The organism is Jeotgalibacillus marinus (genome assembly GCF_040801915.1).
Lineage (GTDB): Bacteria > Bacillota > Bacilli > Bacillales > Jeotgalibacillaceae > Jeotgalibacillus > Jeotgalibacillus marinus.
In genome coordinates this window covers 45800-68797 of the sequence record NZ_JBFMIA010000010.1, presented here as the reverse complement: position 1 = coordinate 68797, position 22998 = coordinate 45800, and the positions used below count along the sequence as shown (strand labels likewise).

General features: G+C 36.2%; 21 protein-coding genes and 2 pseudogenes. 11 read left to right on the top strand and 12 right to left on the bottom strand.

The genetic code is table 11. The features are described 5' to 3' along the window. Positions 1–3: 3 nt before the first annotated feature. A complete protein-coding gene (locus AB1471_RS11580; RefSeq protein WP_367779925.1) occupies positions 4–450 on the bottom strand; it encodes a MarR family winged helix-turn-helix transcriptional regulator in 447 nt (148 codons plus the stop codon). A gap of 716 nt (positions 451–1166) precedes the next feature. Between AB1471_RS11580 and AB1471_RS11575 the strand changes: the two genes are divergently transcribed. Beyond that, positions 1167–2030 (top strand): polysaccharide deacetylase family protein, encoded by an 864-nt coding sequence (locus AB1471_RS11575; RefSeq protein WP_367779924.1) that lies wholly within the window; start codon positions 1167–1169, stop codon positions 2028–2030. Between the two features lie 241 nt (positions 2031–2271). Here AB1471_RS11575 and AB1471_RS11570 read toward each other — a convergent pair whose 3' ends face one another. Further along, positions 2272–2421, bottom strand: coding sequence for a YpzG family protein (locus AB1471_RS11570; protein WP_367779923.1), 150 nt, complete (start codon positions 2419–2421; stop codon positions 2272–2274). Between the two features lie 465 nt (positions 2422–2886). Between AB1471_RS11570 and AB1471_RS11565 the strand changes: the two genes are divergently transcribed. The 8 genes from AB1471_RS11565 (at position 2887) to AB1471_RS11530 (ending at position 12751) form a co-directional block, all read left to right on the top strand. After that, entirely contained in the window at positions 2887–4461 is a 1575-nt protein-coding gene (locus tag AB1471_RS11565; protein ID WP_437342365.1) for a spore germination protein, read from the top strand. A 24-nt stretch (positions 4462–4485) separates the two neighbouring features. Next, positions 4486–5574, top strand: coding sequence for a GerAB/ArcD/ProY family transporter (locus tag AB1471_RS11560; protein ID WP_367779921.1), 1089 nt, complete (start codon positions 4486–4488; stop codon positions 5572–5574). Continuing rightward, positions 5571–6734: a Ger(x)C family spore germination protein gene (locus tag AB1471_RS11555; RefSeq protein WP_367779920.1), complete on the top strand. Its 1164-nt coding sequence runs from the start codon at positions 5571–5573 to the stop codon at positions 6732–6734. Before AB1471_RS11560 ends, AB1471_RS11555 begins: the two co-directional genes overlap by 4 nt. A 177-nt stretch (positions 6735–6911) precedes the next feature. Beyond that, positions 6912–8000, top strand: a complete 1089-nt coding sequence (locus AB1471_RS11550) for a GerAB/ArcD/ProY family transporter (protein ID WP_367779919.1) — start codon at positions 6912–6914, stop codon at positions 7998–8000. Continuing rightward, positions 7997–9163 (top strand): Ger(x)C family spore germination protein, encoded by a 1167-nt coding sequence (locus AB1471_RS11545; protein ID WP_367779918.1) that lies wholly within the window; start codon positions 7997–7999, stop codon positions 9161–9163. The genes AB1471_RS11550 and AB1471_RS11545 overlap by 4 nt, the downstream gene beginning before the upstream one ends. A gap of 139 nt (positions 9164–9302) precedes the next feature. Next, complete coding sequence (locus AB1471_RS11540; RefSeq protein ID WP_367779917.1) at positions 9303–10391, top strand: GerAB/ArcD/ProY family transporter; 1089 nt, start codon at positions 9303–9305, stop codon at positions 10389–10391. Next, positions 10388–11533: a Ger(x)C family spore germination protein gene (locus AB1471_RS11535; protein WP_367779916.1), complete on the top strand. Its 1146-nt coding sequence runs from the start codon at positions 10388–10390 to the stop codon at positions 11531–11533. Before AB1471_RS11540 ends, AB1471_RS11535 begins: the two co-directional genes overlap by 4 nt. A gap of 129 nt (positions 11534–11662) precedes the next feature. Next, positions 11663–12751, top strand: a complete 1089-nt coding sequence (locus AB1471_RS11530) for a GerAB/ArcD/ProY family transporter (protein WP_367779915.1) — start codon at positions 11663–11665, stop codon at positions 12749–12751. 120 nt (positions 12752–12871) lie between these two features. Here the strand turns inward: AB1471_RS11530 and AB1471_RS11525 are convergent, their stop codons facing one another. The 4 genes from AB1471_RS11525 to AB1471_RS11510 all read right to left on the bottom strand — a co-directional run bounded on the left by AB1471_RS11525 (position 12872) and on the right by AB1471_RS11510 (position 15000). Continuing rightward, positions 12872–13537: an MBL fold metallo-hydrolase gene (locus AB1471_RS11525; RefSeq protein WP_367779914.1), complete on the bottom strand. Its 666-nt coding sequence runs from the start codon at positions 13535–13537 to the stop codon at positions 12872–12874. Beyond that, complete coding sequence (locus AB1471_RS11520; RefSeq protein ID WP_367779913.1) at positions 13512–14129, bottom strand: TetR/AcrR family transcriptional regulator; 618 nt, start codon at positions 14127–14129, stop codon at positions 13512–13514. The genes AB1471_RS11525 and AB1471_RS11520 overlap by 26 nt, the downstream gene beginning before the upstream one ends. A 336-nt stretch (positions 14130–14465) precedes the next feature. Further along, positions 14466–14780 carry a YbjQ family protein gene (locus AB1471_RS11515; RefSeq protein WP_367779912.1) on the bottom strand — a complete coding sequence of 105 codons (315 nt, stop codon included), beginning with the start codon at positions 14778–14780 and terminating at the stop codon, positions 14466–14468. Then, positions 14761–15000, bottom strand: a complete 240-nt coding sequence (locus tag AB1471_RS11510) for a hypothetical protein (RefSeq protein WP_367779911.1) — start codon at positions 14998–15000, stop codon at positions 14761–14763. Before AB1471_RS11510 ends, AB1471_RS11515 begins: the two co-directional genes overlap by 20 nt. Positions 15001–15811: 811 nt before the next feature. On the opposite strand from AB1471_RS11510, the gene AB1471_RS11505 reads away from it, so the two are divergent. Together AB1471_RS11505 and AB1471_RS11500 are read left to right on the top strand one after the other, a co-directional pair. After that, positions 15812–16021, top strand: a complete 210-nt coding sequence (locus tag AB1471_RS11505; RefSeq protein ID WP_367779910.1) for a tyrosine-type recombinase/integrase — start codon at positions 15812–15814, stop codon at positions 16019–16021. 190 nt (positions 16022–16211) lie between these two features. Beyond that, a pseudogene (locus tag AB1471_RS11500) lies at positions 16212–16364 on the top strand (IS6 family transposase); the annotation flags it as partial. 125 nt (positions 16365–16489) lie between these two features. Here the strand turns inward: AB1471_RS11500 and AB1471_RS11495 are convergent. The 6 genes and pseudogenes from AB1471_RS11495 to AB1471_RS11465 form a co-directional block, all read right to left on the bottom strand. After that, complete coding sequence (locus tag AB1471_RS11495; RefSeq protein ID WP_367779909.1) at positions 16490–16804, bottom strand: hypothetical protein; 315 nt, start codon at positions 16802–16804, stop codon at positions 16490–16492. 644 nt (positions 16805–17448) lie between these two features. Next, on the bottom strand, positions 17449–18831 hold the full coding sequence (locus AB1471_RS11485; RefSeq protein ID WP_367779908.1) for a DCC1-like thiol-disulfide oxidoreductase family protein: 1383 nt from the start codon (positions 18829–18831) through the stop codon (positions 17449–17451). A 27-nt stretch (positions 18832–18858) separates the two neighbouring features. Further along, positions 18859–19521: a DUF5819 family protein gene (locus tag AB1471_RS11480; protein ID WP_367779970.1), complete on the bottom strand. Its 663-nt coding sequence runs from the start codon at positions 19519–19521 to the stop codon at positions 18859–18861. Positions 19522–19554: 33 nt separating this feature from the next. Further along, positions 19555–19871: pseudogene (locus AB1471_RS11475) on the bottom strand (DDE-type integrase/transposase/recombinase); the annotation flags it as partial. A gap of 78 nt (positions 19872–19949) precedes the next feature. Further along, entirely contained in the window at positions 19950–21008 is a 1059-nt protein-coding gene (locus AB1471_RS11470) for a hypothetical protein (protein WP_367779907.1), read from the bottom strand. A gap of 367 nt (positions 21009–21375) precedes the next feature. Then, complete coding sequence (locus AB1471_RS11465; protein ID WP_367779906.1) at positions 21376–22380, bottom strand: hypothetical protein; 1005 nt, start codon at positions 22378–22380, stop codon at positions 21376–21378. Positions 22381–22998: the final 618 nt, after the last annotated feature.

Here is a 22998-nt window from a genome sequence, read left to right as displayed (position 1 = left end):
GTTTTACACTCCATCCAATTTCAAAATTTCTTTTATCTTCCTAAACATCATGACAAACTGATCCAGTTCTTCATCACCGATTCGATTGGAAAATAGTTTCTCGATGTATTCGTATAACACTTTATCTGACTGCTTCACAACCTCCTTCCCTGCTTCGGTTAATTCTACGAGCTTAGTACGTTGGTCTTCCGTTGATTTCACAATACGAACTAACTCTTTTTCTTGGAGCTTCTTAAGACGATTCGAAATTGCGCTTTTATGAACACATTGCATCGAAGCAAGTTGTCCCGCTGGCATCTGACCATGCTTTCCAATCATTTTCAAAACTTCTATTTGCTCTGGTGAATATTCCTTCCAAATCGGGTCATCCAGCGATTTCATCACACGTTCTGTTCCATACACCATCACATCTTCAAATAATTCTACTGCTTCGATTAGTCGTTTATTCAAAATAGTTCATCCCCTAAACTAATTACTTTTTTTAGTTTAGGGGATGAACTATTTTTTGTCAATAATAAAGATGTCGACAATTTATGCTCTGGAATTGGCAATTCTCGAACCTGTTCAGTAGAAGTATTGGGATTATACACAATAATCGATAAATAATGACGTGGAATGGGTCTTTGTACTCTGTTGATAGTGTTACACTCGATGTAATATATGTAACGAAAGATGTAATATTTGTAACACAAGTGACATCATATGTTGCATTGCAAGATAAAAAATTGATAAGTATAACTACTTCACAAGTGTAACAAGAAGAAATTAAACCGTGTAATAGTAATAAAATAACTACATGCTTCCGTCTAGTTCATCTTTAACTACAGTAAGATACGATGCGATTGATAAAAAACAAAATTTCAATCACTTTCCCTCTATTATTTAAGGATGATCCGTATATTGATGTAATTAGTGAAAATATTAAGAACAAATGTAGGAGCGAATGGCAGATACCCCCGGGCAACTTTATTGATTTGATGACCGGGATAGAAACTTAGGGCCCTTTTCGAGAGGGATTCTGTCTAGCCCCCTTTCCTCTTCTAAACAAATTGGGAATGGTGCCTACAACAAGGAATATTATTTATAAATGTAATAACTAATACAATAATGACCAATTTTTGGTTTTTTTATAAAAACAGAAATGACTAAGAGATGGAGGAAAAGAAATGAGACGGAAACCAAAGAAAAGAAGACCTAATACTCGATTTTATATCCTCATCGCCTCCATTACGTTCATTGCACTCATATCTGGGTTATTAAATACCTTTTTTTCACAAGCACGTGCTGAAAAAGACCTATCTGAATTGACAGAGATAGCGACAGTGACCAACAATGAAGAGATAAAAACAACGAGCAGTCAAGAAATCATCCTTGAAGAAGAGGGAGAAGAAGAAGGAATAGAAATCAAAAGTGCTACGCCCCAAGAAGATGGTGACGAGAAAGTGGCTTACATCACCATTGATGATGGACCCTCTGCATATACAGAGTCGTTTTTAGAGCTTTTTGATTTGTATAATGTAAAGGCAACCTTTTTTATGATCGATGGAAACATGAAAAAACACCCTAATGCAGTCAATAAAATGCTTAATGAAGGGCATGGAATTGGTCTCCATAGTGTGTCACACGATGCCAAGAAAATTTATGCATCACTCAATAATGTCATTGATGAAATGGATGAAGAAAGAAAAACTCTCCAAGCTCTCACAGGCAGCGACACCACATTAATACGTACCCCCTATGGTAGTAAACCTCATCTGAACGATGAGTGGACAGCATCTATCCAAAAATTAGGTTATCAAATATGGGATTGGAACGTAGATAGCGAAGACTGGAAAAACAGAGATAGACGAATGGTGAAAACAGTCATCCAGGAAGTAAGAGCGCTTGAATTAGTAGAAAAGGAACCAGTGATTTTATTCCATGATACGAAGGCTACCCTCGAACATATAGAAGACGTGATTGTTTTCTTGCTTGATGAAGGCTATGAATTACGAGCCATTGATGAATCAATCTCACCATTAACTTGGTGATAAGCTACCTTACATAATTGGGTCAAAAAAAGTTTTTAAATTTTTAAACTTGGGGTATCAGTAACGTTGTATATCCCCGTTATTTTGTTCAAACGATGGATTTGAATCTATAGAAAAAAAAGCTGATTTCCTAAGTGAAATCGGCTTTTTTAATATGAGAAGGTCTCTACATATCTTTCCTTCTGCCCAGTCAAAATAAAAAGAGGAGACCCGCTTAAAACGGCTCTCCTCCCTCTCACCCTTACCGACGCCCAGACACTGGAACACGTTTTAATTTAATGGTTGACTGAGACATTTCGGTGTGACCGTTCACTTGTGTAGATGTACGCTTCGGTCTTGTCCAATTGTGGGCGAACGCTGCTGAATTCGGATCTAATTGATCTTTCGTCATCGAATCACCTCGTCAGTAGGATGGGTTGCGTGACACTCCATTTGAAGAAATGTCTTATATAGATTGTGTAGAACGACAGTATTGTATGAGTCGTTTTCCACTTTTCATTAAGCACCTCCACTTATCGTTTTTAAAAACGATTATGGTTAACCCCACAGATGAGTACAGTCTTTTCAAAGCCGATTTCTCCCTCTGGTAATACAGCAAGAATGGCATTTATTTTCTTAATTAACCCGATTCCCCCCTACTTTTTTAGAAGTCAATCTCAATAATCTAACCTTAACTTAAAATATTCAATGGCTTGAGATCTTCAATAGAAAATCACGCATAACTTTCCTCCTTATGTGTCACGCTAAGCGTAGCGTAAATTGAAGAGTTGTTATAGGTAGACCGAATCACACTCTTTTAGAAGGGGGGCTCGTCCCATTGCCATCTTTTGAAACGATAAAATCTTTTCTTCCTGAAATGTACATCTATGGTATTGCGTTAATCACATTATTCGTTCCACTTGTTATTTCTAAACTATATTACTTGTCAATAAAAGATCCATCCAAGCAGTCTGATTGGGTGGATGAGACATCATCCTTTCTTTCGTATGATTTTGAAGAGAATGTTTCTTTAGTGAAAGAAGAACTGGGTGATAGTAGTGATATGGTACTAAGAACGTTTCAATTAGGCGACGAAAACCTTAAAACAGCCCTCATTTTTTTAAAAGATATCGTTGATATAGAGATGATTAATAATAACATCTTGCAGCCGTTAATGACTGATTCTCCTTATAATGATCTTCAAGATTATATGGATCAAATAAAAAATGGATTACTACCTGTGAGTGAAATGTATGAGACAGATTGTGTGAAGACCATTTCGATCAATATGTTACAAGGGAATGCGGTATTACTTTTTCAAGGGACAGATCATGCATTTATCTTGAAAACACCGAAATCGAAAACAAGGAGCCTAGAAGAACCGGTTACTGAAACCTTAGTAAGGGGACCGAGACTCGGGTTCAACGAAGATATTGGAGAGAATATCGCTTTGCTTCGCAAGGCTGGAGTGAACACTGACCTCAGACTGATTAGCAGTCAAGTAGGAAGTCGATTTAACAAAGAAGTCGTGATTTCATTTGTTGAGGGCATAGCAGATCCTACTCTTGTAGAAAGCGTAAAAAGAAAAATACAGAACATTATGATTGATAATGTACCTGAATCAGGAATTATTGAACAACTGATTGAAGATCAACCGCTCTCTTTCTTTCCACAAGTACAAAACACAGAACGTCCGGACAAGGTGATCGCAGCGATGGCAGAGGGAAGGGTAGCTATTTTACTTGATGGAACGCCATTTGCGTTGATCGTTCCCGTTACTCTTAGCATGTTTTTACAATCACCGGAGGATTATTATCATCGATCGATATCAGCAACATTGAATCGATGGTTACGTTACATTGCTGCTTTTCTTACTGTTTTTTCTACTCCTTTATACATCGCTTTCGTTTCTTTTCATCAAGGGTTGCTTCCAACTCAACTGGCAATGTCAATTATCGGTGCACGTGAAGGGATGCCTTTTTCAATCATCATTGAGGCTCTCATCATGGAAGTTGCGATTGAAATCTTAAGAGAGGCTGGTCTTCGTTTACCGAAACCAATTGGTCAGGCGGTTGGAATCGTAGGCGGTCTGGTAATCGGTGAAGCTGCTGTTGAAGCCGGCATTGTAAGTCCTGCTACGGTGATTGTCGTGGCGTTATCGGCGATTGCTTCTTTCTCATTGCCACAATACAGTATGAGCACATCATTACGAATGATAAGATTTCTTGCGATGTTTTTAAGTGCTTCTTTCGGCTTGTTTGGGGTTCTTGTCTTTTTCCTTTTCTTTTGTATCCATCTCGTGAAGTTGAATAGCTTTAATACTCCTTACCTAAGTCCAGCAATCCCCTACTCAACAAGCGACTGGAAAGACCTACTGGTTAGAATGCCGATTAAAATGATGAACAAACGTCCGAAATTCTTGCGACCTAAGAACTCTATTCGTAAGCAGTAACTGTTAATGAGAGGATTGTGAAAAATGAGGAAAAGTCAACATGGAATGATCACACCAACTCAAGCCACAATTCTCATCATTAACTACACGCTGAGTGTGGGAATTTTAACGCTTCCTAGAATGGCTGCTAATGAAGTGGGGACACCTGATGTTTGGATGGCACTGTTAATTAGCAGCTTGGTTCCACTTGCCATGGCGTTTGTGATTATCACGCTTAATAAAAGATACCCTAATCAAACGTTTTACCAATACAGTGGATTAATTGTAGGGAAGTTTCTTGGTCTTTTTATCGGTCTTGTTATCACCCTTTTTTTTATTACGGATACAATCTTTGCAGTGAGAATGATGGCAGAAGTAGTAGAAATCTATTTGTTGGAAGAAACGCCTATCACGATCTTGATTGTTATTGTTCTATGGCTATCTCTGTACCTGGTTGTTGGTGGGATTACATCGATTGCGCGTGTATCCCAAATCATTTTTCCTTTAACTATTCTTACTTTTGTTGTCGTCGCACTCATGAGCTTAGGGTTATTTGAGCTTAATCATTTACGTCCGGTATTAGGAGAGGGAATTAGACCCATATTTAAAATAAAATCGATGGCACTATCCACCTTAGGGGTTGAAATTATATTGATCATTCAAGCATTTATGACAGATCAACATAAAGCAAAGAAAGTTATCTTTCTCGGGGTGCTAGTACCTACAGTGATCTACCTTTTAACTCTAGTCATGGTGATTGGCGCTTTATCGATTGATGGTATTAAAAATTTAACTTTTCCGACAGTCATATTAATACAATCTTTCGAATTCCCAGAACTATTTTTTGAGCGGTATGATTCTGTGTTTTTAATCATTTGGACCATGCAAATATTCACTACACTCTCCATTTCCTTTTATCTTGCTTCGCTTGGTCTTTCGCAACTTTTTAATAAAGACATCAAACCTTTCATGTATGGTCTCCTTCCAATCATTTTTATTCTGTCGATGGCCCCTAAAAATTTGTATCAGCTCTCTTGGTTAGGAGATATGATTGCTAATGTTGCCTTTGTGTTATTTGGGATTGTCCCTTGTCTTCTACTGCTCATATCTTTTATAAGGGGGAAGGTTCAATGAGAACAATCAATCGCTTCATCCTTTTGTTTATCATCTCTATTGTCTTCTTATCAGGCTGTTGGAGTTCAACGGACATCGAACATTTAAGTATGATTATTGGGGTTGGCATAGATGTAGGTCAAGTGGAAAGGAATCAAACGACGGATCAAGACGAATTATTAGAAGTGACCTATCAAGTAGCCAATATTACGGAGACAACAAGTTCATTAGAGAACTCCGAACAATCAGGCAAGCCTTACAAAAATTATGTAGAAACAGGAAATTCAATACTTAAAACCGCCTATGACGTCAATTACAAAACCCCAAATCCGTTCTTTAGTCAGCATCAACAACTGATTGTTATTAGTAGTGAACTGGCTCAACAAACGAGTCTACAAGAGCTACTCGATCATTTTAAGCGTAATCCTGAATCTCGAGCAAGTTCTATGGTGATGATTTCAGATGGGATGGCTAGGGATGTATTAGAATCTGATGATCCGACAGACATTCCCGCGCTTCTCATTACAGGTATTGCAGACCATGCAAAATCGGCTAGAATACTGAAACCGATAACACTTGCCAAGTTGTTCTCTAAACTAAATACGAATACAAGCTTTCTCTTACAAAATGTTGTAAAGGAAGAGGATGAAGTCAAACTCATGGGAGCAGGTGTGATCAATGGAGATACGCTAACATTAATGGGATTTTTGAATGATGAAGAAATACATGGGGTTACGTGGCTAACTGCATCAACCGATGAGGGGATCGTACTCGTTACTGACGAAGAAGAACATGCGATTGTATACGAAGTATTATCCTTAAAGAGTGATATTACACCTACACTAAAAAATAACAAGCTCACGTTTAACGTGGAAATAGAATCAGAAGGATGGATCTCTGAAGTTTTCGATGTGTCAGACAAGATCACTAAGGAAGAACAACTAAAGAAGTTAGAAGAGTTGATTAAAAAAGATGCGGAACATGATATTGAGAAGACATTAAAAAAATTGCAAGAAGAATTTCAAGTAGATGCGATTGGTTTTGGAGAATACGTTCGCATCAACTATCCAACCTACTGGAACGAGCATAAAGATAACTGGGATGAAATTTTTAGTGAGACAGCGATTGAATATGATGTGAAGATTTCAGTCGTCGATTATGGAATGAAATTTGACGAATAAGGTTTCCATCAATCATTGAGTTGTCGACACTAAACGTAAGTACAGCTCTCCCCCACTTAATAATCGACTGGAAAGCTCATCAGAATGCCAATTAAAAAGAGAAACAAACGTTGGCCATTGTTGCGATCTAAGGACTCCATTCGTAAGTAGTCAATGTTAATGAAAGGATTGTGAAAAATGAAGAAACATCAAAATATCATCTCACCAACTCAAGCCACAATTCTCATCATTAACTTTACTCTGGGTGTGGGGATTTTAACGCTTCCTAGATTGGTTGCTGATGAAGTGGGGACACCTGATATTTGGATTACACTTTTAATTAGCAGCCTGGTTCCACTTACCATAGGGTTTGTGATCATCATGCTTAATAAAAGATACCCTGAGCGAACGTTTTACCAATACAGTAGCTTAATTGTAGGGAAGGCGCTTGCTCTTTTTATCGGTCTTTTAATGATCCTTTATTTTATGACGTTTGCAAGCTTTGCAGTGAGAATGATGGCAGAAGTAGTAGAAGGCTATTTGTTGGAAGGAACGCCTGTCACTATCTTGATTGTTATTCTTCTATGGCTTTCTCTGTACTTAATTGTTAGTGGGATGACATCAATTGCACGTGTATTCCAAATCATTTTTCCTTTCACTGTCATTATTTTTATTGTCATCGCACTCATGAGCTTAGGGGTATTTGAGCTTAATAATTTACGTCCGGTTTTAGGAGAAGGGATTACTCCTGTTCTGAAAGGAATAAAACCGACGGTGTTGTCCTACATCGGGGTTGAAATTATGTTGATCATCCAGGCATATATGACAGACCAACATAAAGCAAAGAAAGTCATCTTTCTAGGAGTGATCATACCTACATTGCTCTATGCTATGACTGTAGTCATGGTGGTTGGTGTTTTATCGATTAATGGCATTACAAATCTAACTTATCCGACGATCATATTAATACAAACTTTCGAATTACCAGAACTTCTTTTTGAGCGTTTGGATTCTTTATTTTTAACCGTTTGGATTATGCAAATATTCGCGTCAATCTCTATTTCATTTTATGCTGCTTCGCTAGGTCTTTCACAACTTTTTAATAAAGACATCAAACGTTTCATCTATGGACTGCTTCCAATCATTTTTATTCTGTCGATGATCCCTCGAAATTTGAACCAGCTCTTTTGGATAGGAGATATTGTTGCTAATGTTTCCCTTGTGTTATTTGGGGTTATCCCTTGTCTTCTGCTGCTTATCTCTTTTATAAGGAGGAAGGTTCAATGAACAAAATCAATCGGTTCATCCTTTTGTTTATCATCTCTATTGTCTTCTTATCAGGATGTTGGAGTTCAACGGACATCGAACACTTAAGTATGGTTGTTGGTGTTGGCTTAGATGTAAGTCAAGAAGACAGCAATCAAAATACAGATGAAGATGAATACCTAGAAGTGACCTATCAAGTGGCCAATATTATGGATACACAAAGTACATTAGAGAGCTCTGAACAATCAGACAAGCCTTACAAAAATTATAAAGAAACAGGAAAATCAATTCTTAAAACTGCCTATGACGTCAATTACAAAACCCAAAATCCGTTCTATAATAAGCATCAACGACTGATCGTTATTGGTAGTGAACTGGCTCAACAAACGAGTCTACAAGAGCTAGTCGATTATTTTATACGTGACCCTGGAAATCGAACAAGTAATCTGGTGATGATTTCAGATGGGGTGGCTGGAGATGTATTAGAATCTGACCACCCGACAGACATTCCCTCGCTTCTCATTACAGGTATAGTACAAACGTCAAAATCGGCTAGAATACTGGAACCGATATCACTTGCCAAGTTACTCCCTAAACTAAATACGAATACAAGTTTTCTTTTACAAAATATTGTAAAGGAAGAGGATGAAGTCAAACTCAAAGGAGCAGGTGTGATCAATGGAGGTACGCTAAAGCTCATGGGATTTTTGACTGAAGGTGACCTTCAAGGGGTTACGTGGCTCACTGCGTCAACCGATGAGGGGCTTGTACTCGCTTATGACGAAGAACAAGAACATTCGATTTCATACGAGCTAACATCATTAACAAGTACTATTACACCAACACTAAAAAATAACGAGCTCACGTTTAACGTGGAAATTGAATCAGAAGGATGGGTCGCTGAAGTTTTCGATGTAACAGATGAGATCACTAAGGAAGAACAATTAGAGAAGTTAGAGAAATTGCTCAAAGAACACGCAGAAATTCATATTGATAATGTCTTAAAAAAATTGCAAGAAGAATTTCAAGTAGATGCGATTGGTTTTGGGGAATACGTTCGCATCAACTATCCAACTTACTGGAGCGAAAATAAAGATAACTGGGATGAAATTTTTAGTCAGACAGCAATTGAATATGATGTAAAAATTACGGTCACCGATTATGGTATGGAATTTAACAATTAAGGTTGTCAGGATTGCGAACTATAAACTTAAGTACAGCTCCTCCTACTTCATAAGCGACTAGAAAGACCTACTGGTCAGAATGCCGATTAAACTACCCCCCCTTCAAAACAGGAATTTGTTAATGAGAGGATTGTGAAAAATGAGGAAAAGTCAACATGGAATCATCACACCAACTCAAGCCACAATTATCATCATTAGCAAAACGCTGAGTGTGGGGATTTTAACGCTTCCTAGAACGGCTGCGAATGATGTGGGGACACCTGATGTTTGGATTGCACTTTTAATTAGCAGCCTGGTTCCACTTGCCATGGGGTTTGTGATCATCACGCTCAATCAAAGATATCCTAATCAAACGTTTTACGAGTACAGTGACTTAATTGTCGGGAGGTTCTTTACTCTTTTTATCAGTCTTTTTATGATCCTTTATTTTATTATCGGTACAATCTTTGCAGTGAGAATCATGGCAGTTGTAGTAGAAACCTATTTGTTGGAAGGAACGCCTGTTACGATCCTAATTGTTCTTGTTTTATGGCTTTCTCTGTACTTGATTGTTGGTGGCATTACATCGATTGCGCGTGTATTCCAAATTATTTTCCCTTTGACTATTCTTACTTTTATTGTCATCGCACTCATGGGCATTGGTTTATTTGATCTTGATCATTTACGTCCAGTATTAGGAGAGGGGATTAGGCCAGTATTTAATATAAAATCAATGACATTTTCCTCCTTGGGGATAGAGATTATATTGATCATTCAAGCATTTATGACAGACCAACATAAAGCAAAGAAAGTCATCTTTCTCGGGGTGCTAATACCGACAGTGCTTTATCTTTTAACTCTAGTCATGGTGATTGGCGCTTTATCGATTGATGGCGTTACAAATTTAACTTGGCCGACGATCTTATTAATACAATCCTTCGAATTCCCACAACTCTTTTTTGAGCGTCTAGATTCTTTGTTTTTAATCATTTGGATCATGCAAATATTCGCCACAGTCTCTATTTCATTTTATGCTGCTTCACTTGGTTTTTCGCAGCTTTTTAATAAAGACATCAAACGTTTTATCTATGGACTGCTCCCAATCCTTTTTATTCTGTCGATGATCCCTCAAAATTTGCATCAACTCTTTTGGTTAGCAGATATGAATGCTAATGTTGGGATTGTATTATTTGGGGTTGTCCCTTGTCTCCTGCTACTCATTTCTTTTATAAGGAGGAAGGTTCAATGAGCACAATTAATCGATTCATCCTTTTGTTTATCATCTCTATTTTCTTCTTATCAGGGTGTTGGAGTTCAACGGATATCGAACACTTAAGTATGGTTATTGGGGTTGGCTTAGACAAGAATCAAGACACGGATCAAGAAGACCTAGCAGTTACCTATCAAGTGGCCAATGTTACGGATACAACAAGTTCATTAGAGAACTCCGAACAATCAGACAAGCCTTACAGAAATTATGAAGAAACAGGTAATTCATTGCTTAAAAGCGCATATGACATCAATTATAAAACCCCAAATCCGTTCTTTACTCAACATCAACGACTGATTGTTATTAGTAGTGAACTGGCTCAACAAACGAGCCTACAAGAGCTACTCGATCACTTTATACGTAATCCTGAATCTCGAGCAAGTTCTATGGTGATCATTACAGACGGGGTCGCTAGAGATGTATTAGAATCTGATGATCCGGCAGACATTCCCGCGCATCTCATTACAGGTATTATACAAACTTCAAAATCATCTAGAATACTGGAACCGATATCACTTGTCAATTTACTACCTAAGCTAAATACGAATACAAGTTTCCTTTTACAAAATGTTGTGAAGGAAGAGGATGAAATCACATTCAAAGGGGCAGCTGTAATCAACGGAACTACGCTAAAGTTAATGGGTTTTTTAACTGAAAGTGACCTTCAAGGGGCCATTTGGCTCACTGCGTCAACCGATTCGGGGATCATAAACGTTTATGACGAAGAGAAAGAACACTCGATTGTATACGAGATTAATTCATTAAAGAGTGATATCACACCTACACTAAAAAATAACGAGCTCAGCTTTAACGTAGAAATAGAATCAGAAGGATGGGTCTCTGAAGTCTTCAATGAATCAGACGAGATCACTAAAGAAGAACAATTAGATAAGTTAGAGAAATTGCTCAAAGAACAGGTGGAAAGTTATATTGGAAATAGCTTAAGAAAATTGCAAGAAGAATTTCAAGTAGATGCGATTGATTTTAGGAAATACGTTCGCATTAACTACCCAACTTACTGGAAAGAGCATAAAGATAACTGGGATGAAATTTTTAGTCAGACAGCGATTGAATATGATGTAAATATTACAGTTACCGATTATGGTATGGTCGACAAGTAAGGTTTCCGTGAATCGTTGAATTGTCGACACTAAACTTAAGTCCAGATCCCCCCTACTTACGTCCGAAATTCTTGCTACCTAAGAACTCCATTCGTAAGCAGTAATTTGTTAATAAAAGGATTGTGACAAATGAGGAATAGTCAAAATGGAACCATCACACCCACTCAAGCTACGATTATCATCATTAACTATACGATGAGTGTGGCGATTTTAACGCTTCCTAGAGCGGCTGCTAATGAAGTAGGGACGCCTGATGTTTGGATTGCACTTTTAATTAGTAGTCTGGTTCCACTTACCATGGCATTTGTGATCATCAATCTTAATAGAAGATACCCTAATCAAACGTTTTACCAATACAGTGACTTAATTGTGGGGAAGGTTCTTGGTTTTTTATTTAGTCTTTTGATCATCCTTATTTTTGTTATTGATGTAGCCTTTGAAGTGAGAATGATCGCAGAAGTAGTAGAAACCTATTTGTTGGAAGGAACGCCTATTATAGTATTGATTGTTATTGTTCTATGGCTTTCTCTGTACTTGGTTGTTGATGGAATACCATCGATTGCACGCATAGCTCAAATCATTTTTCCTTTGACTATAATTACTTTTGTTATAGTCGCACTCATGAGCTTTGGGTTATTTGAACTTAATCATTTACGTCCCGTTTTAGGAGAAGGGATTAGACCAGTATTAGACATAAAATCGATTGTCCTATCTACATCAGGGGTTGAAATTATATTGATCATTCAAGCATGTATGACAGACCAACCTAAAGTAAAGAAAGTCATCTTTATTGGTGTGCTAGTTCCTACTGTGATCTATATTTTAACTCTAGTCATGGTGATTGGTGCTTTATCGATTGATGGCGTTGCAAATTTAACTTATCCGACAATCATGTTAATACAATCTTTCGAATTTCCCGAACTCCTTTTTGAGCGTTTTGATTCTTTGTTTTTAATCATTTGGACCATGCAAATATTTTTTACACTCTCTGTTTCCTTTTATCTTGCTTCGCTTGGTTTATCACAAATTTTTAATAAAGACATCAAACGTTTTATGTATGGACTGCTTCCAATCATTTTTATTCTGTCGATGATCCCTCAAAATTTGTATCAAATTTTTTGGATAGGAAATATGATTGCTTATGCTTCCATTGTGTTATTTGGCGTTGTCCCTTTTCTCCTGCTACTCATTTCTTTTATAAGGAGGAAGGCTCAATGAGGACATCAATTACAAATCCCAAAATCCGTTCTTTAGTCAGCTCAACGACTGATTGCTATAAGTAACGAACTGTCTAAACAAACCAATCTAAAAGATATCTAGGTTTTAACTATGGCTCATTCAGCTACCAAGAAATTTGGAAAGATATTTTTCTATCTGTTGGTGTGGTTCTTCTATGTCCGTACCATGACAAATACTTACAATCTTTGGTTTTAAAGTTTTTACAATTCTCCCACTCTCTACAGCTTCATCCATTTTTGCAGTAAACATTGCTATTGGCCTTTTTAGTTCCCCTTTTTTGGATGTAAATAAATCTCCTCCTATAAGAACCTGATCCTTTTCATGATAGTATGAAACATGTCCAGGTGAGTGTCCTGGTGTATGAATAGGGATTAAATCCTCCATGTTTTTTAATGTACCATCGCTCATCTCTTCTAATGGTTGGACAATACCTAGTTGCACTAAAAATTCTCGTTTTTTTCTACCAGGAAAAGGCTCTTTTCCTTCCATGTGTTTTATATCATTTCTATGAGCGTACACAGGAACTTTCATTGACTCTACAATCTTTTTTATCCCACCTACATGATCTGAGTGACCGTGAGTTAAGAGAATTCCTTTTATTTGCCCTAGCTTTTGAGCTTCTTTTAATATTCTCTTTCCCATGAACGTCATTCCAGTATCAACAATGTAGACGCCATCCCCCGCCCTTACAATCCAAGCACTAATTTTCAAGCAAAACCAATGCTCAATCTTATAAATATTAGGAGAAACTTTCAGTACTTTCATTTGTAACCACTCCTTTGATTAAATAAATGATTGACTGCTTAACAATAGGTAAAACACGTCTTTCGATTTGAATAACACGTTCATCCGTATCTTTATAAGTCATAATAATTCCATGGAGCATGTAAAAAATTATTCTACTGAATTCAATGACTTTTCGCTCATCCCAACATGTAAAATTAATGGAGACTGCTGACTTCAAAGACTCAAAGAGATTTAGTCTAATCTTATTTAGTTCCGATTGTGTTGTAGTTGTGTCTACTCTACTAGCATCAAAGATTAAAAAAGCCTCGTATAAATTCCTGTAACATAAGCCAAAATGAACAAAAGTCTGTGAAGTACGTATTAGTTTTTTCTGGGGTGAGAACTTATCATTTGTTAATAGTGAATCCATTTCTTTCATTAAATTTTCAAAGGGTACTTTTGAAAGTTCCTCTAATAGTCTTTGTTTATCATTAAAATAGACATAGATGCTAGTATGTGAACAATTAGCTTCTTTTGCAATTTCTCGTACGGTAACCTGTTCATAACCTTTTCTTGAAAATAAATCTTTTGCTGCTAATAAAATTCTATCCCTTGCTTGCAATTCTTTCATTGATATTTCAACTCCCTTTATAACCACAGGTTACTAACCTTTGGTTACATTGTAAGCGATTCCATTTTTTATACAAGGTAAATCAATTTCATATTTCTATGCCCTTGCTATTTTAAGAACCAAAGGACACTAAAATAGAGCACCTCCCCGACCCTGTATAATGAAAGTTTCGATACTTACATTAACAGGCTGGAGATATGCTCTTAGAAATTTACAACGATAAATCATAGACGTATTGCTAACCAGATTAACGAGCAACGTATTTACGCGTTTATAAACGTTTAGGGTGTAGGAACTATTAAGGCAGGGCGGGTTAATCTCAAGACATATGGTTCTCTATTCTACTTGTACTGCCGTTCCATAAGCAATTATTTCAGAAGCAGCCCCCATAACTGCGGAAGTCTCTAAGCGAACGGCAATAATTGCATTTGCTTCTTTGGTTTTCGCATGCTCTTCCATTCTCCCGATCGCTTTTTGCCTCGCCTCATTCATCATCTCTGTATACCCTTTTATTTCTCCTCCTACTATTGTTTTAAGGTTCGCCGTAATATCCCTTCCTATATGTTTGGATTGCACCGTACTCCCCCTAACAAAACCCTTTAAATCTTTAATTTCTTTACCTGGTACAAAATCAGTAGTCACTATAATCATTTTCTTCATCCCTTCTCTTCTCTACTATTCTTTTAGCCATTAACACAATAATTAACATAACAAGCGTTATCCCGAAAAGCAAAAATAGTATAGCCGCTTTATCCAGATTGATTGTTAGTAAGATGACAGCAATTATCTCCAAAACCAAGGCTATAATGATTAAAAGATATTTAAGTACATTTAAATAAGAAACGCCTCCAAATACCTTCCTATAAGCCATTACCTGTCCCCCCTACTCAGGTAGAGTTTATTTCGTCACTTACTCATTTCGACATTGGGTAGTACTGTCTTTATATATATTTCGATACTGAAGAGGATATACCTTTTTTAAACGCACTCCGTAGATCGTTTTTTTCATGAATGCTCGTTGATTAACCAAAGATACTAATACCTAATTTACAGCGAGAACAAACTATTGATCTGTCATTCTTTCAAGTAGTTGCTTTGGTTTATTTTGTATTTTAAACTTCATAGTAGGGATTTCACTAGCACTTCAGAAATTGACGTCAGATCGTACACTACCATTATGAGTACCTACTATCAATTATTTGTATAAATTGAATTCATACTTGTATACATGAACGATTGCCGTATACGCGGATACAAGGCCGTTGCTAATGTCCTTATATAGCTTTTTGGAGGGATACCATGAATAAAAAAATCAATAAATCTTTCTTTTTCCCTCTGTTTATTGGAGATTTTATAAAGGACAAAGCAGGGCGTGGTATTCTTTTTGGGTTCACTTCTTTTCTTCATGTTATATAGGTTCTATCTCTCTAATAAATAATCTTTTCACTCGAACCACAATATCCCTAAATTGTAATGACGTTCATTGTTAGTTACAGCTTTATGAACCTCTAGTACTTGCCCATGCGCTAATTGACACCATTTTTAAAGAGGTAAATAACTCTTCTCCTTCTCAATCATTTTTCTGAAAAATTATCCCTTTCTTAATCTCTAAATACATAACTACATAACTACATAATTTAACAGGATCCCAAATACACTTTTGTCATGAATAGAGGTTAAATATGGCTGCGTACGACTGCATAAGGAAAGAATCATTAAAGCGACAACAAGCCTATCGTGTTATTAATGAGGCAGCAAGAGCCGTAGGAATAAAAGAGAGAATTGGGACTCATACATTACGGAGAACTTTTGGCTACCCGCTTATCAATCAAGAGTTGACTTCTCTATTCTTCAAAAGTTATTTAACCATTCCGCACCAAGCGTTACGCTAGCTTATATTGGTATGACACAAGAAGATCTCGATAACGTGTATTTAAATTTAAATCTGTGAGAGGTTTGAGAAAAATGAGTTACCGTTTTACAAAAGCCTAATTTCCCTTAGTGTAGGGAAATTAGGCTTTCATGTTCCAAATATTGTCTTATCGTATATTTCCGTTAAAAAGTTAGCTGTACCCCAATTAAATGTTGGGGTTCAAGTTGTTTGAAACAGCCACTTCTATAATAAGTGGCGTGGAGACGATGCATATGTTGAAAAAAGGACAGCACCATCATCGACAGGTAGTCTGTCCAAATGAAGTTGAATTCATCCATCCGTTGTTTAGAATCGCATCATAAATGATCAATAGAGCTGAAACAGTGGCTCTATGTTCCTATCAAAATGTTTTTGCACCAGCATCTATTCTGCTGTTATAGAGATTCTATCTTCCTATTAAATAATCTTTACATTTTCTTGTCCAAAATTAATAATCAAAAGCCTCTTTTACTTCGTCATAGGTATACGTGGTATCGGATGGTGTACTCTTTCCCATCAATTGAGTTGCCCCAAGCACTGAACCAGCTCCCAAAGCTACACCACCAGCCGCAACAGCAGCACCTATAACCACAGCACCCAAAACAACCGCCGGCACCGCTTTCTCTTTATCATCTACTACTTGTTCAGATAATATCATCGGTTGTTCTTGTACAGGAGAGGCTTCAACAGAAGCAGAACTGTAGAAAGCACTTCCAAGTATTAAAGATAAGACTACTACTGATGCGACTAATTTATTTTTCATAAAAAAACCTCCTAATTTTTTATAGTACATTCCTTTATAATATACTTGAATTGACATATTTTCTATTTAAGAATGAACTATGTTCGTGTTGTGGTAACAAGAAAACAGACCTAAGATTATCAGATTTCAAATGCGACCAGTGCAATAAGGAAATTAGATAGGGATTTTAGCCAGTCTCAACCTGAAATGCGTAACAAAATATACGGTTCTAGTACTCGTTTACGATGTGATTCCGAACAATTAATGGATGAATCTAGCTTCTATTTTATCAGAATATTCAATCGATAGAAGTTGTTGTCCTTTTTTCAGCACATGCATCATCTCCACGCCACTTATTATAGAAGTGGCTTCTTGCCTTATTCGGGTATCTTTAGACATCCTTTTCTCTTTTTTTAACTCTTGGATGGCTACAGGATAGGTTGATCTTTTGCTTGGAGACGTTTCCTTTTATCACTCAGTTCTAACAATTAAGAAAGTCAGTACACTGACCACATATGATAGGCCCAAGGTGTTCATCATTGATAACCCCACTATTGACCGCAACCCTGATCAAATTCCACCCATGCTTGAGAGATAGAGATTCTATCTTCGAAAGAAGTCTCCACTTCAATCAAGACCGTAAGGTTGGATAAGTAGTGGGTAGTTCACTCTGGTCTTTTCTTAACTGGTATTTCGCAGCTTGATTCATCGCATCCACCAGTCGGAAAAATCGTTCTTCTACTTGCTATCCAATCGTATACTTTCGCCCCCACCCCCAATGTAGAAGAAATACTTAAACATGGAACGACCACCCAAAGAAGAGGTGTATTCTTGCAAATACGATTAATACTGTCAATCCCATCTTCGATTTTTTGAGTTGACCTTTGTAAAGAATGCATTCGTTTTTCTAATAACTCAATATCTAATTGATAATGCTCCAAAACTTTTTTATCTCTAAAAGACAGAAATTCCATACGATTAAACCAATCTAATCGTTGAAATCTTTTAATACTTTTCATGCAGAAAGGACACCAACCATCATATAAAACTACTATTGGTCTTAGAGAAGAACGAGCACTTACTGGTAAAGTATTTCTTACTTTTCTTACATTTAATCTAGTTGAAGTACTGATGTACTTTTGCTTTACATATGAAGATAATGACTTGTATTCTTTATCAGATAGAAATAATAACTGATTAGCTATCATTAAAAATGAAAAGCTAATGAGTCCCATTACAACAGCAATTCCTGAATGCATGCTAATGACTCCGAACATAGCAAGATATCTGGTGTACCTGTTAAATAATAAAAATGGAAACGCCAATTGAATAATGACCGTCATTAAAGTAGCTAACACTAAGAATAGATCTGACGAATGTAGGATCTCTCTAAAGAAAGGATGAGAAAACTCATCAACTTGTAAAATATAATATATTGCTGTCCCATTTTGCCACATTTCGCCGGAAGCTTTATGAAAACCTGACGAAAGATACATTATGCTAACTTGTGTCAAACACGCGAGAATAGCTAAGTTATGCACTAAATTTCGTAAAGAAAAATGATTAACCGAAATTTCTGTTGTTTCTTTTGACCCTTTGCGCTTATTTTTTAGGTAGGAATCAACAGAAAAATAAGCAGTAGTCTTAGCAAACAATAGATAAAATAAAATAATACGTGAAATATTGTCCCCACCATCTAAAATAAGACTATTTCTTGCCATTATAGACCATACAAAAATAAAATTTAAAATTGAAGTTACTTTCCCTTTATAGCCAACTAAAAAAGAAAGAGCTACTATCATCCCTAAATGATAAATTAGATCAAAATATAGGCTTGATGTACTAAAATTATAAAGAGAAAACAATGTGATATTTTCAAGGGAAGTTTCTGAGAACCCCGTAATCCCATTGGGTCCCCAAAGAAAAGAGCGTTGATGATAGTGGATAATATAATTATATAAAATAATAAACCCAAGAGTGATACGGATTAAACTAGCTCCTATGAGCATATGTTTTTTGTTATTTAACGATACTAATTTATTTATCATAAATATGAATTCCCCCACCTTTCCTAACTAAAATAAAGGAATAATACCTTGAGGTTTTGTCCAATCAAACTCTCTATATTTTTCTGCATTCTCGAAATTTTCAGTTCCATTTTTCGAGAAAGGTACTGGCTCTGATTCGACAAGAAGAACTTTAAACTCTACGATTTCATTTTCAGGAAAAAAACTAATCAGATGAGCTTCAGCAAATTTATTTAATAAGTCGATCGCTTTTTCTTCAGTAAGTTTATCACGTTCATTTTCAATTAAATGTTCATACTCTTCCTCATCTAACTCACCTTCATTTACTTTATTCAATATTTTTCTTACTGTTTCATCTTTTTCTCCTATTAAAGCATAAGCCCCTCTAGGAATTCGTATTAGTTTATTATAAGGTGTGAAACGATTGTCATTATTTTTTTCGTACATATATTGCACCAAATCAATCCAATCGGTTGTTCTACTTTCATTACCATTATCTAATTTAGCTTTTACATAAAAATAATTATTTGATGTCATTGGTGTAGGAGCGAATAACCTCCAATTTTGAGTGAACAAAGGATCAATATAAAAAGATAGTTGTTTATTATACTTCACTTGCAATGGATTCGCATGAGTGTTATGAACGGCTGTTACTGAAAAGTGAATGACAAATAAAAGGCATAAAAAACCCCCGACAACTTTTTTCCACATTTCTATCACCTCGTTATAGTTCGTTCCTTCTGCTTCTTGAATGGCTAGAGGATAGGTCAGGTTCTTGTCTACCGTGATTACATGAGGTTTATGAAAAGCAACCAAGTATTTTTTCATGAAAACCTTGGCTGCTTCTTTGTCTCTCGATTCATTTAAATAAAAATCAATCGTCTTTTCCTCTGAATCCCTGTATAATATAAATGCATTCATGCTCCTTTTACTTTCACATACGTTTGATAGACTTTCTAAGAAGCATTGGTTATTTTAAGAATACGTCGCACTCTTTCCTCTAATTCAAGTCCATATTGATGCACCCATCGCATAATAGTGGTATGGGTGATAGATAGACCTCATCCCTCCATTTGAGCAAATCTTTATTTTCCATAGATTACTTGCAATAACCTTTGTACACCAGAACCGGGTTCTCTTTATTTTCTTGGAGCCCAAAATAGGCTACTATCTGTGTAAAAACCTAATCTATAAGAAAGATCCTTATTACCTCGACCTTTATGAACTTCTAGTAGAAGCCCATTGTCAAGGAAGGTTACAGAGGGCTGAGTTCCTGAATCATAACTAGTACTCGGACCCCAAGTAATCTCCCCCATATCGTCATATTCACCTAAACGGTAATGAACATCCGTACTACTCCCTCCACTACCATGAACCTCTAATATATCCCCATCGTCAAGGACGGTTACCTTAGGGTACTCTCCTGTACCATATATAGTATTTGCGCTCCAGTTAATTTTACCATCTTTGATTTTACCTATCTGGTAATAAAGATTATTATTATCTTTACTACCTCTATGAACCTCTAGTAGATCCCCATTGTCAAGGACGGTTACAGATTGGTGCTTTCCTTTATCATATTGCTCACCACTATACCTATTAATTCTTTCATCTTCGTATTTATAAAAATTGTAATACATCTTATTATCTTTTGAACTTCTATGAAGCTCTAGTATCTCCCCATTGTCAAGGACGATTGCAATTGGTCTTTCTCCTGTATCATATTTAATACTTGGCCCCCAATTAATTTCACCATCTTCGTATTCACCTATATGGTAATAAAGATTATTATTATTTTTACCTCCATGAAGCTCTAGTACATCTCCATTGTCAAGCGTGGTTACAAAAGGCATCTCTCCTGTATCATATTTAATACTTGGCCCCCAATTAATTTCACCATCTTCGTATTCACCTACTCGGTAATAAAGATTTCCACTGCCATTATGAACCTCTACTACCTTCCCATTGTCAAGCGTGGTTACAGAAGGGGTCTCTCCTGTATCATAGTAATTGGAAATTCCTACAGAAGTATCTTCTCCTGTATCATAATTAGAAATTATATTATCAACTTCTGTAAGATCAATATTATTAACATTTGATCCAGCGCTAGCTGCAAATCCCCCATTAGGAACAAAGCTACTTATCATTAAAATCGTTGTTAACAAGATACCAGTGAATAAGATCAACCGTTTTTTCATATTTTTCCCTCCTTCATTATTTATGCTTTTTTGTTTTGATTTTTACTATTAATTTTATTATCAATTTCCCATTTTGGGCATGCTCTACCTGTGGCGAAGCTCTCCTTTTTTCACTATATTCATCACTTCCAGCTGAACAAATGTTGATTTTACACACTGATCATTCCCTTTTTAGAATAAAGGTATGATTTAAAAATCACATCTGTTGATTAACCAGGTATAAGAATCACCGAAGAGGATCTCTCTTTCAATTGATAAAAAGACTGGAAGGGCAGGGTTTCAGTGACTTTTTTTTTAGGTGGTCAAACGTCCATTTGAGTAATACGATCAACTCTACGAAAAGTTATGCACCAGAATCAAAATTGAGCTATTCATAAAAATCTGCTTGTAACTGTCTATAATGATTATTAGAATAAATAACAACGGTTGATGGTCTAGCATCCCAATAAGGAGTTAGGTTATTAATATGTTCTTGCATATTTGTACCAGGTATTACTGTAAACTCACTTAACAATTGGTATATTCCCCCTATATAAGGAATTCCATTAGGATCTACATTGCCAAAATTGAATGTAGTAGTAACTGTCTCGGTTTCTGTAATAGTTTGTGAGTTACTAAACTTTTCTCCTAACGATTCATTTAAAGTGAGAAGGATTGTCATCCAATTTGTTTCGTATTGGGTTAACCCCAGTGTGTGACTCAATTCATATGCCTCTGTTAGACTAAAGCCAGAACTTATAGAGTACGATTCAGAAATTCTCGAACCGTTGGAACTCGATAAAGATTTGTCGTTCACTAATTCCCAATATTCTCCAAGTTGAACTTTTGTATCTTGAGCAATGGTACTACTTGGATGATAACGAACTCCTGCCATCAACTCTCCAAATTCAAAAGGTGCACCATCCGATCCACTTTTCTTTATAATGACATCACTAAAAAGTAAACTATAGAGAGCCATTTCATCGTTTTGAAGTATCTTCTCTTCGTAACCTGTTGTACCATTATAAAGTGGGAGAATAAATAGTTCAGCCTCTTTATTATCACGATATAATTCCCCATATGTCATGGGTTGATTGTAATAAAAATCTAATCCTACATAATCAAACGGATCTGATATTTGTCTTGTAGCAAAATTTTTAGTGTTACTAGGGATTCCAGTATAATAAGCATCATTAGGTATTATCTCCTCTAATAATGGAAGTGATGATTTATTAATAATGTTATTAATTTTTCCATCATCTTCAACATAGAAATCATTTGAGGAAATTTCTAAGTCCCCTACTACTTTTTCTTCTGCACTAGCACTGTTTACGGTAAATGACAATACTACGATCGATAAAAAGCTAACAAGTAAACTCTTTGATTTTCTCATTTTTTCTCTCCTTTTTTTGGTTTTGACGAAAAACTTCAAAAGTAATAGTCAAAAGGATACGTGGTATCGAAGGGTGTATTCTTGCTCACAACGTGATATAAACACTAACCCCTGCAACTATGAACCTTTTTACTACAAAATCTTCTTATTATTCATACACCTCCTTTCCTTATTGTTCATACTCATCCTTATTTGATATTTTAATAATATACTCGAATTGACACAATTTCAAGTTTTATTTATAAGATATTTTAATAACATACTCGAATTGACACAATTTCAAGTTTTATTAGATGTTTTTTATATTATTGCGCAAAAAAATGTCGATTCGAGATATAGAAGGAAAGGGCAGTGTAATTACCCCCGTCCTATTATTAATCAGAAGTTAAGTTATAGGTCTTTATATCTTCAAGAATTTAACCAATCGTTATAGGAGTATGTCCGGCGGATATCCGAGGGTGCGGAGTGTTTATCGAAGTATGTGTGGTCGATATCCGCGGATGCGGTATCATTATCGGAGTCTGCACAGCACTTGTCCGCGCTTCAGCCAAATGTCCTACCTCAGATGAAATGGACGCAAATCATTTATTTGAAGTTATTATTGTTTGGATGGAGAAG

What these genes read in the sequence shown, in the direction of transcription:
- AB1471_RS11575 (WP_367779924.1), top strand. Translation starts at nt 1,167, where the DNA reads ATGAGACGGAAACCAAAGAAAAGAAGACCTAATACTCGATTTTATATC.
- AB1471_RS11570 (WP_367779923.1), bottom strand. Translation starts at nt 2,421, where the DNA reads ATGACGAAAGATCAATTAGATCCGAATTCAGCAGCGTTCGCCCACAAT.
- AB1471_RS11565 (WP_437342365.1), top strand. Translation starts at nt 2,887, where the DNA reads ATGTACATCTATGGTATTGCGTTAATCACATTATTCGTTCCACTTGTT.
- AB1471_RS11560 (WP_367779921.1), top strand. Translation starts at nt 4,486, where the DNA reads ATGAGGAAAAGTCAACATGGAATGATCACACCAACTCAAGCCACAATT.
- AB1471_RS11555 (WP_367779920.1), top strand. Translation starts at nt 5,571, where the DNA reads ATGAGAACAATCAATCGCTTCATCCTTTTGTTTATCATCTCTATTGTC.
- AB1471_RS11550 (WP_367779919.1), top strand. Translation starts at nt 6,912, where the DNA reads ATGAAGAAACATCAAAATATCATCTCACCAACTCAAGCCACAATTCTC.
- AB1471_RS11545 (WP_367779918.1), top strand. Translation starts at nt 7,997, where the DNA reads ATGAACAAAATCAATCGGTTCATCCTTTTGTTTATCATCTCTATTGTC.
- AB1471_RS11540 (WP_367779917.1), top strand. Translation starts at nt 9,303, where the DNA reads ATGAGGAAAAGTCAACATGGAATCATCACACCAACTCAAGCCACAATT.
- AB1471_RS11535 (WP_367779916.1), top strand. Translation starts at nt 10,388, where the DNA reads ATGAGCACAATTAATCGATTCATCCTTTTGTTTATCATCTCTATTTTC.
- AB1471_RS11530 (WP_367779915.1), top strand. Translation starts at nt 11,663, where the DNA reads ATGAGGAATAGTCAAAATGGAACCATCACACCCACTCAAGCTACGATT.
- AB1471_RS11525 (WP_367779914.1), bottom strand. Translation starts at nt 13,537, where the DNA reads ATGAAAGTACTGAAAGTTTCTCCTAATATTTATAAGATTGAGCATTGG.
- AB1471_RS11520 (WP_367779913.1), bottom strand. Translation starts at nt 14,129, where the DNA reads ATGAAAGAATTGCAAGCAAGGGATAGAATTTTATTAGCAGCAAAAGAT.
- AB1471_RS11515 (WP_367779912.1), bottom strand. Translation starts at nt 14,780, where the DNA reads ATGATTATAGTGACTACTGATTTTGTACCAGGTAAAGAAATTAAAGAT.
- AB1471_RS11510 (WP_367779911.1), bottom strand. Translation starts at nt 15,000, where the DNA reads ATGGCTTATAGGAAGGTATTTGGAGGCGTTTCTTATTTAAATGTACTT.
- AB1471_RS11505 (WP_367779910.1), top strand. Translation starts at nt 15,812, where the DNA reads ATGGCTGCGTACGACTGCATAAGGAAAGAATCATTAAAGCGACAACAA.
- AB1471_RS11495 (WP_367779909.1), bottom strand. Translation starts at nt 16,804, where the DNA reads ATGAAAAATAAATTAGTCGCATCAGTAGTAGTCTTATCTTTAATACTT.
- AB1471_RS11485 (WP_367779908.1), bottom strand. Translation starts at nt 18,831, where the DNA reads ATGATAAATAAATTAGTATCGTTAAATAACAAAAAACATATGCTCATA.
- AB1471_RS11480 (WP_367779970.1), bottom strand. Translation starts at nt 19,521, where the DNA reads ATGTGGAAAAAAGTTGTCGGGGGTTTTTTATGCCTTTTATTTGTCATT.
- AB1471_RS11470 (WP_367779907.1), bottom strand. Translation starts at nt 21,008, where the DNA reads ATGAAAAAACGGTTGATCTTATTCACTGGTATCTTGTTAACAACGATT.
- AB1471_RS11465 (WP_367779906.1), bottom strand. Translation starts at nt 22,380, where the DNA reads ATGAGAAAATCAAAGAGTTTACTTGTTAGCTTTTTATCGATCGTAGTA.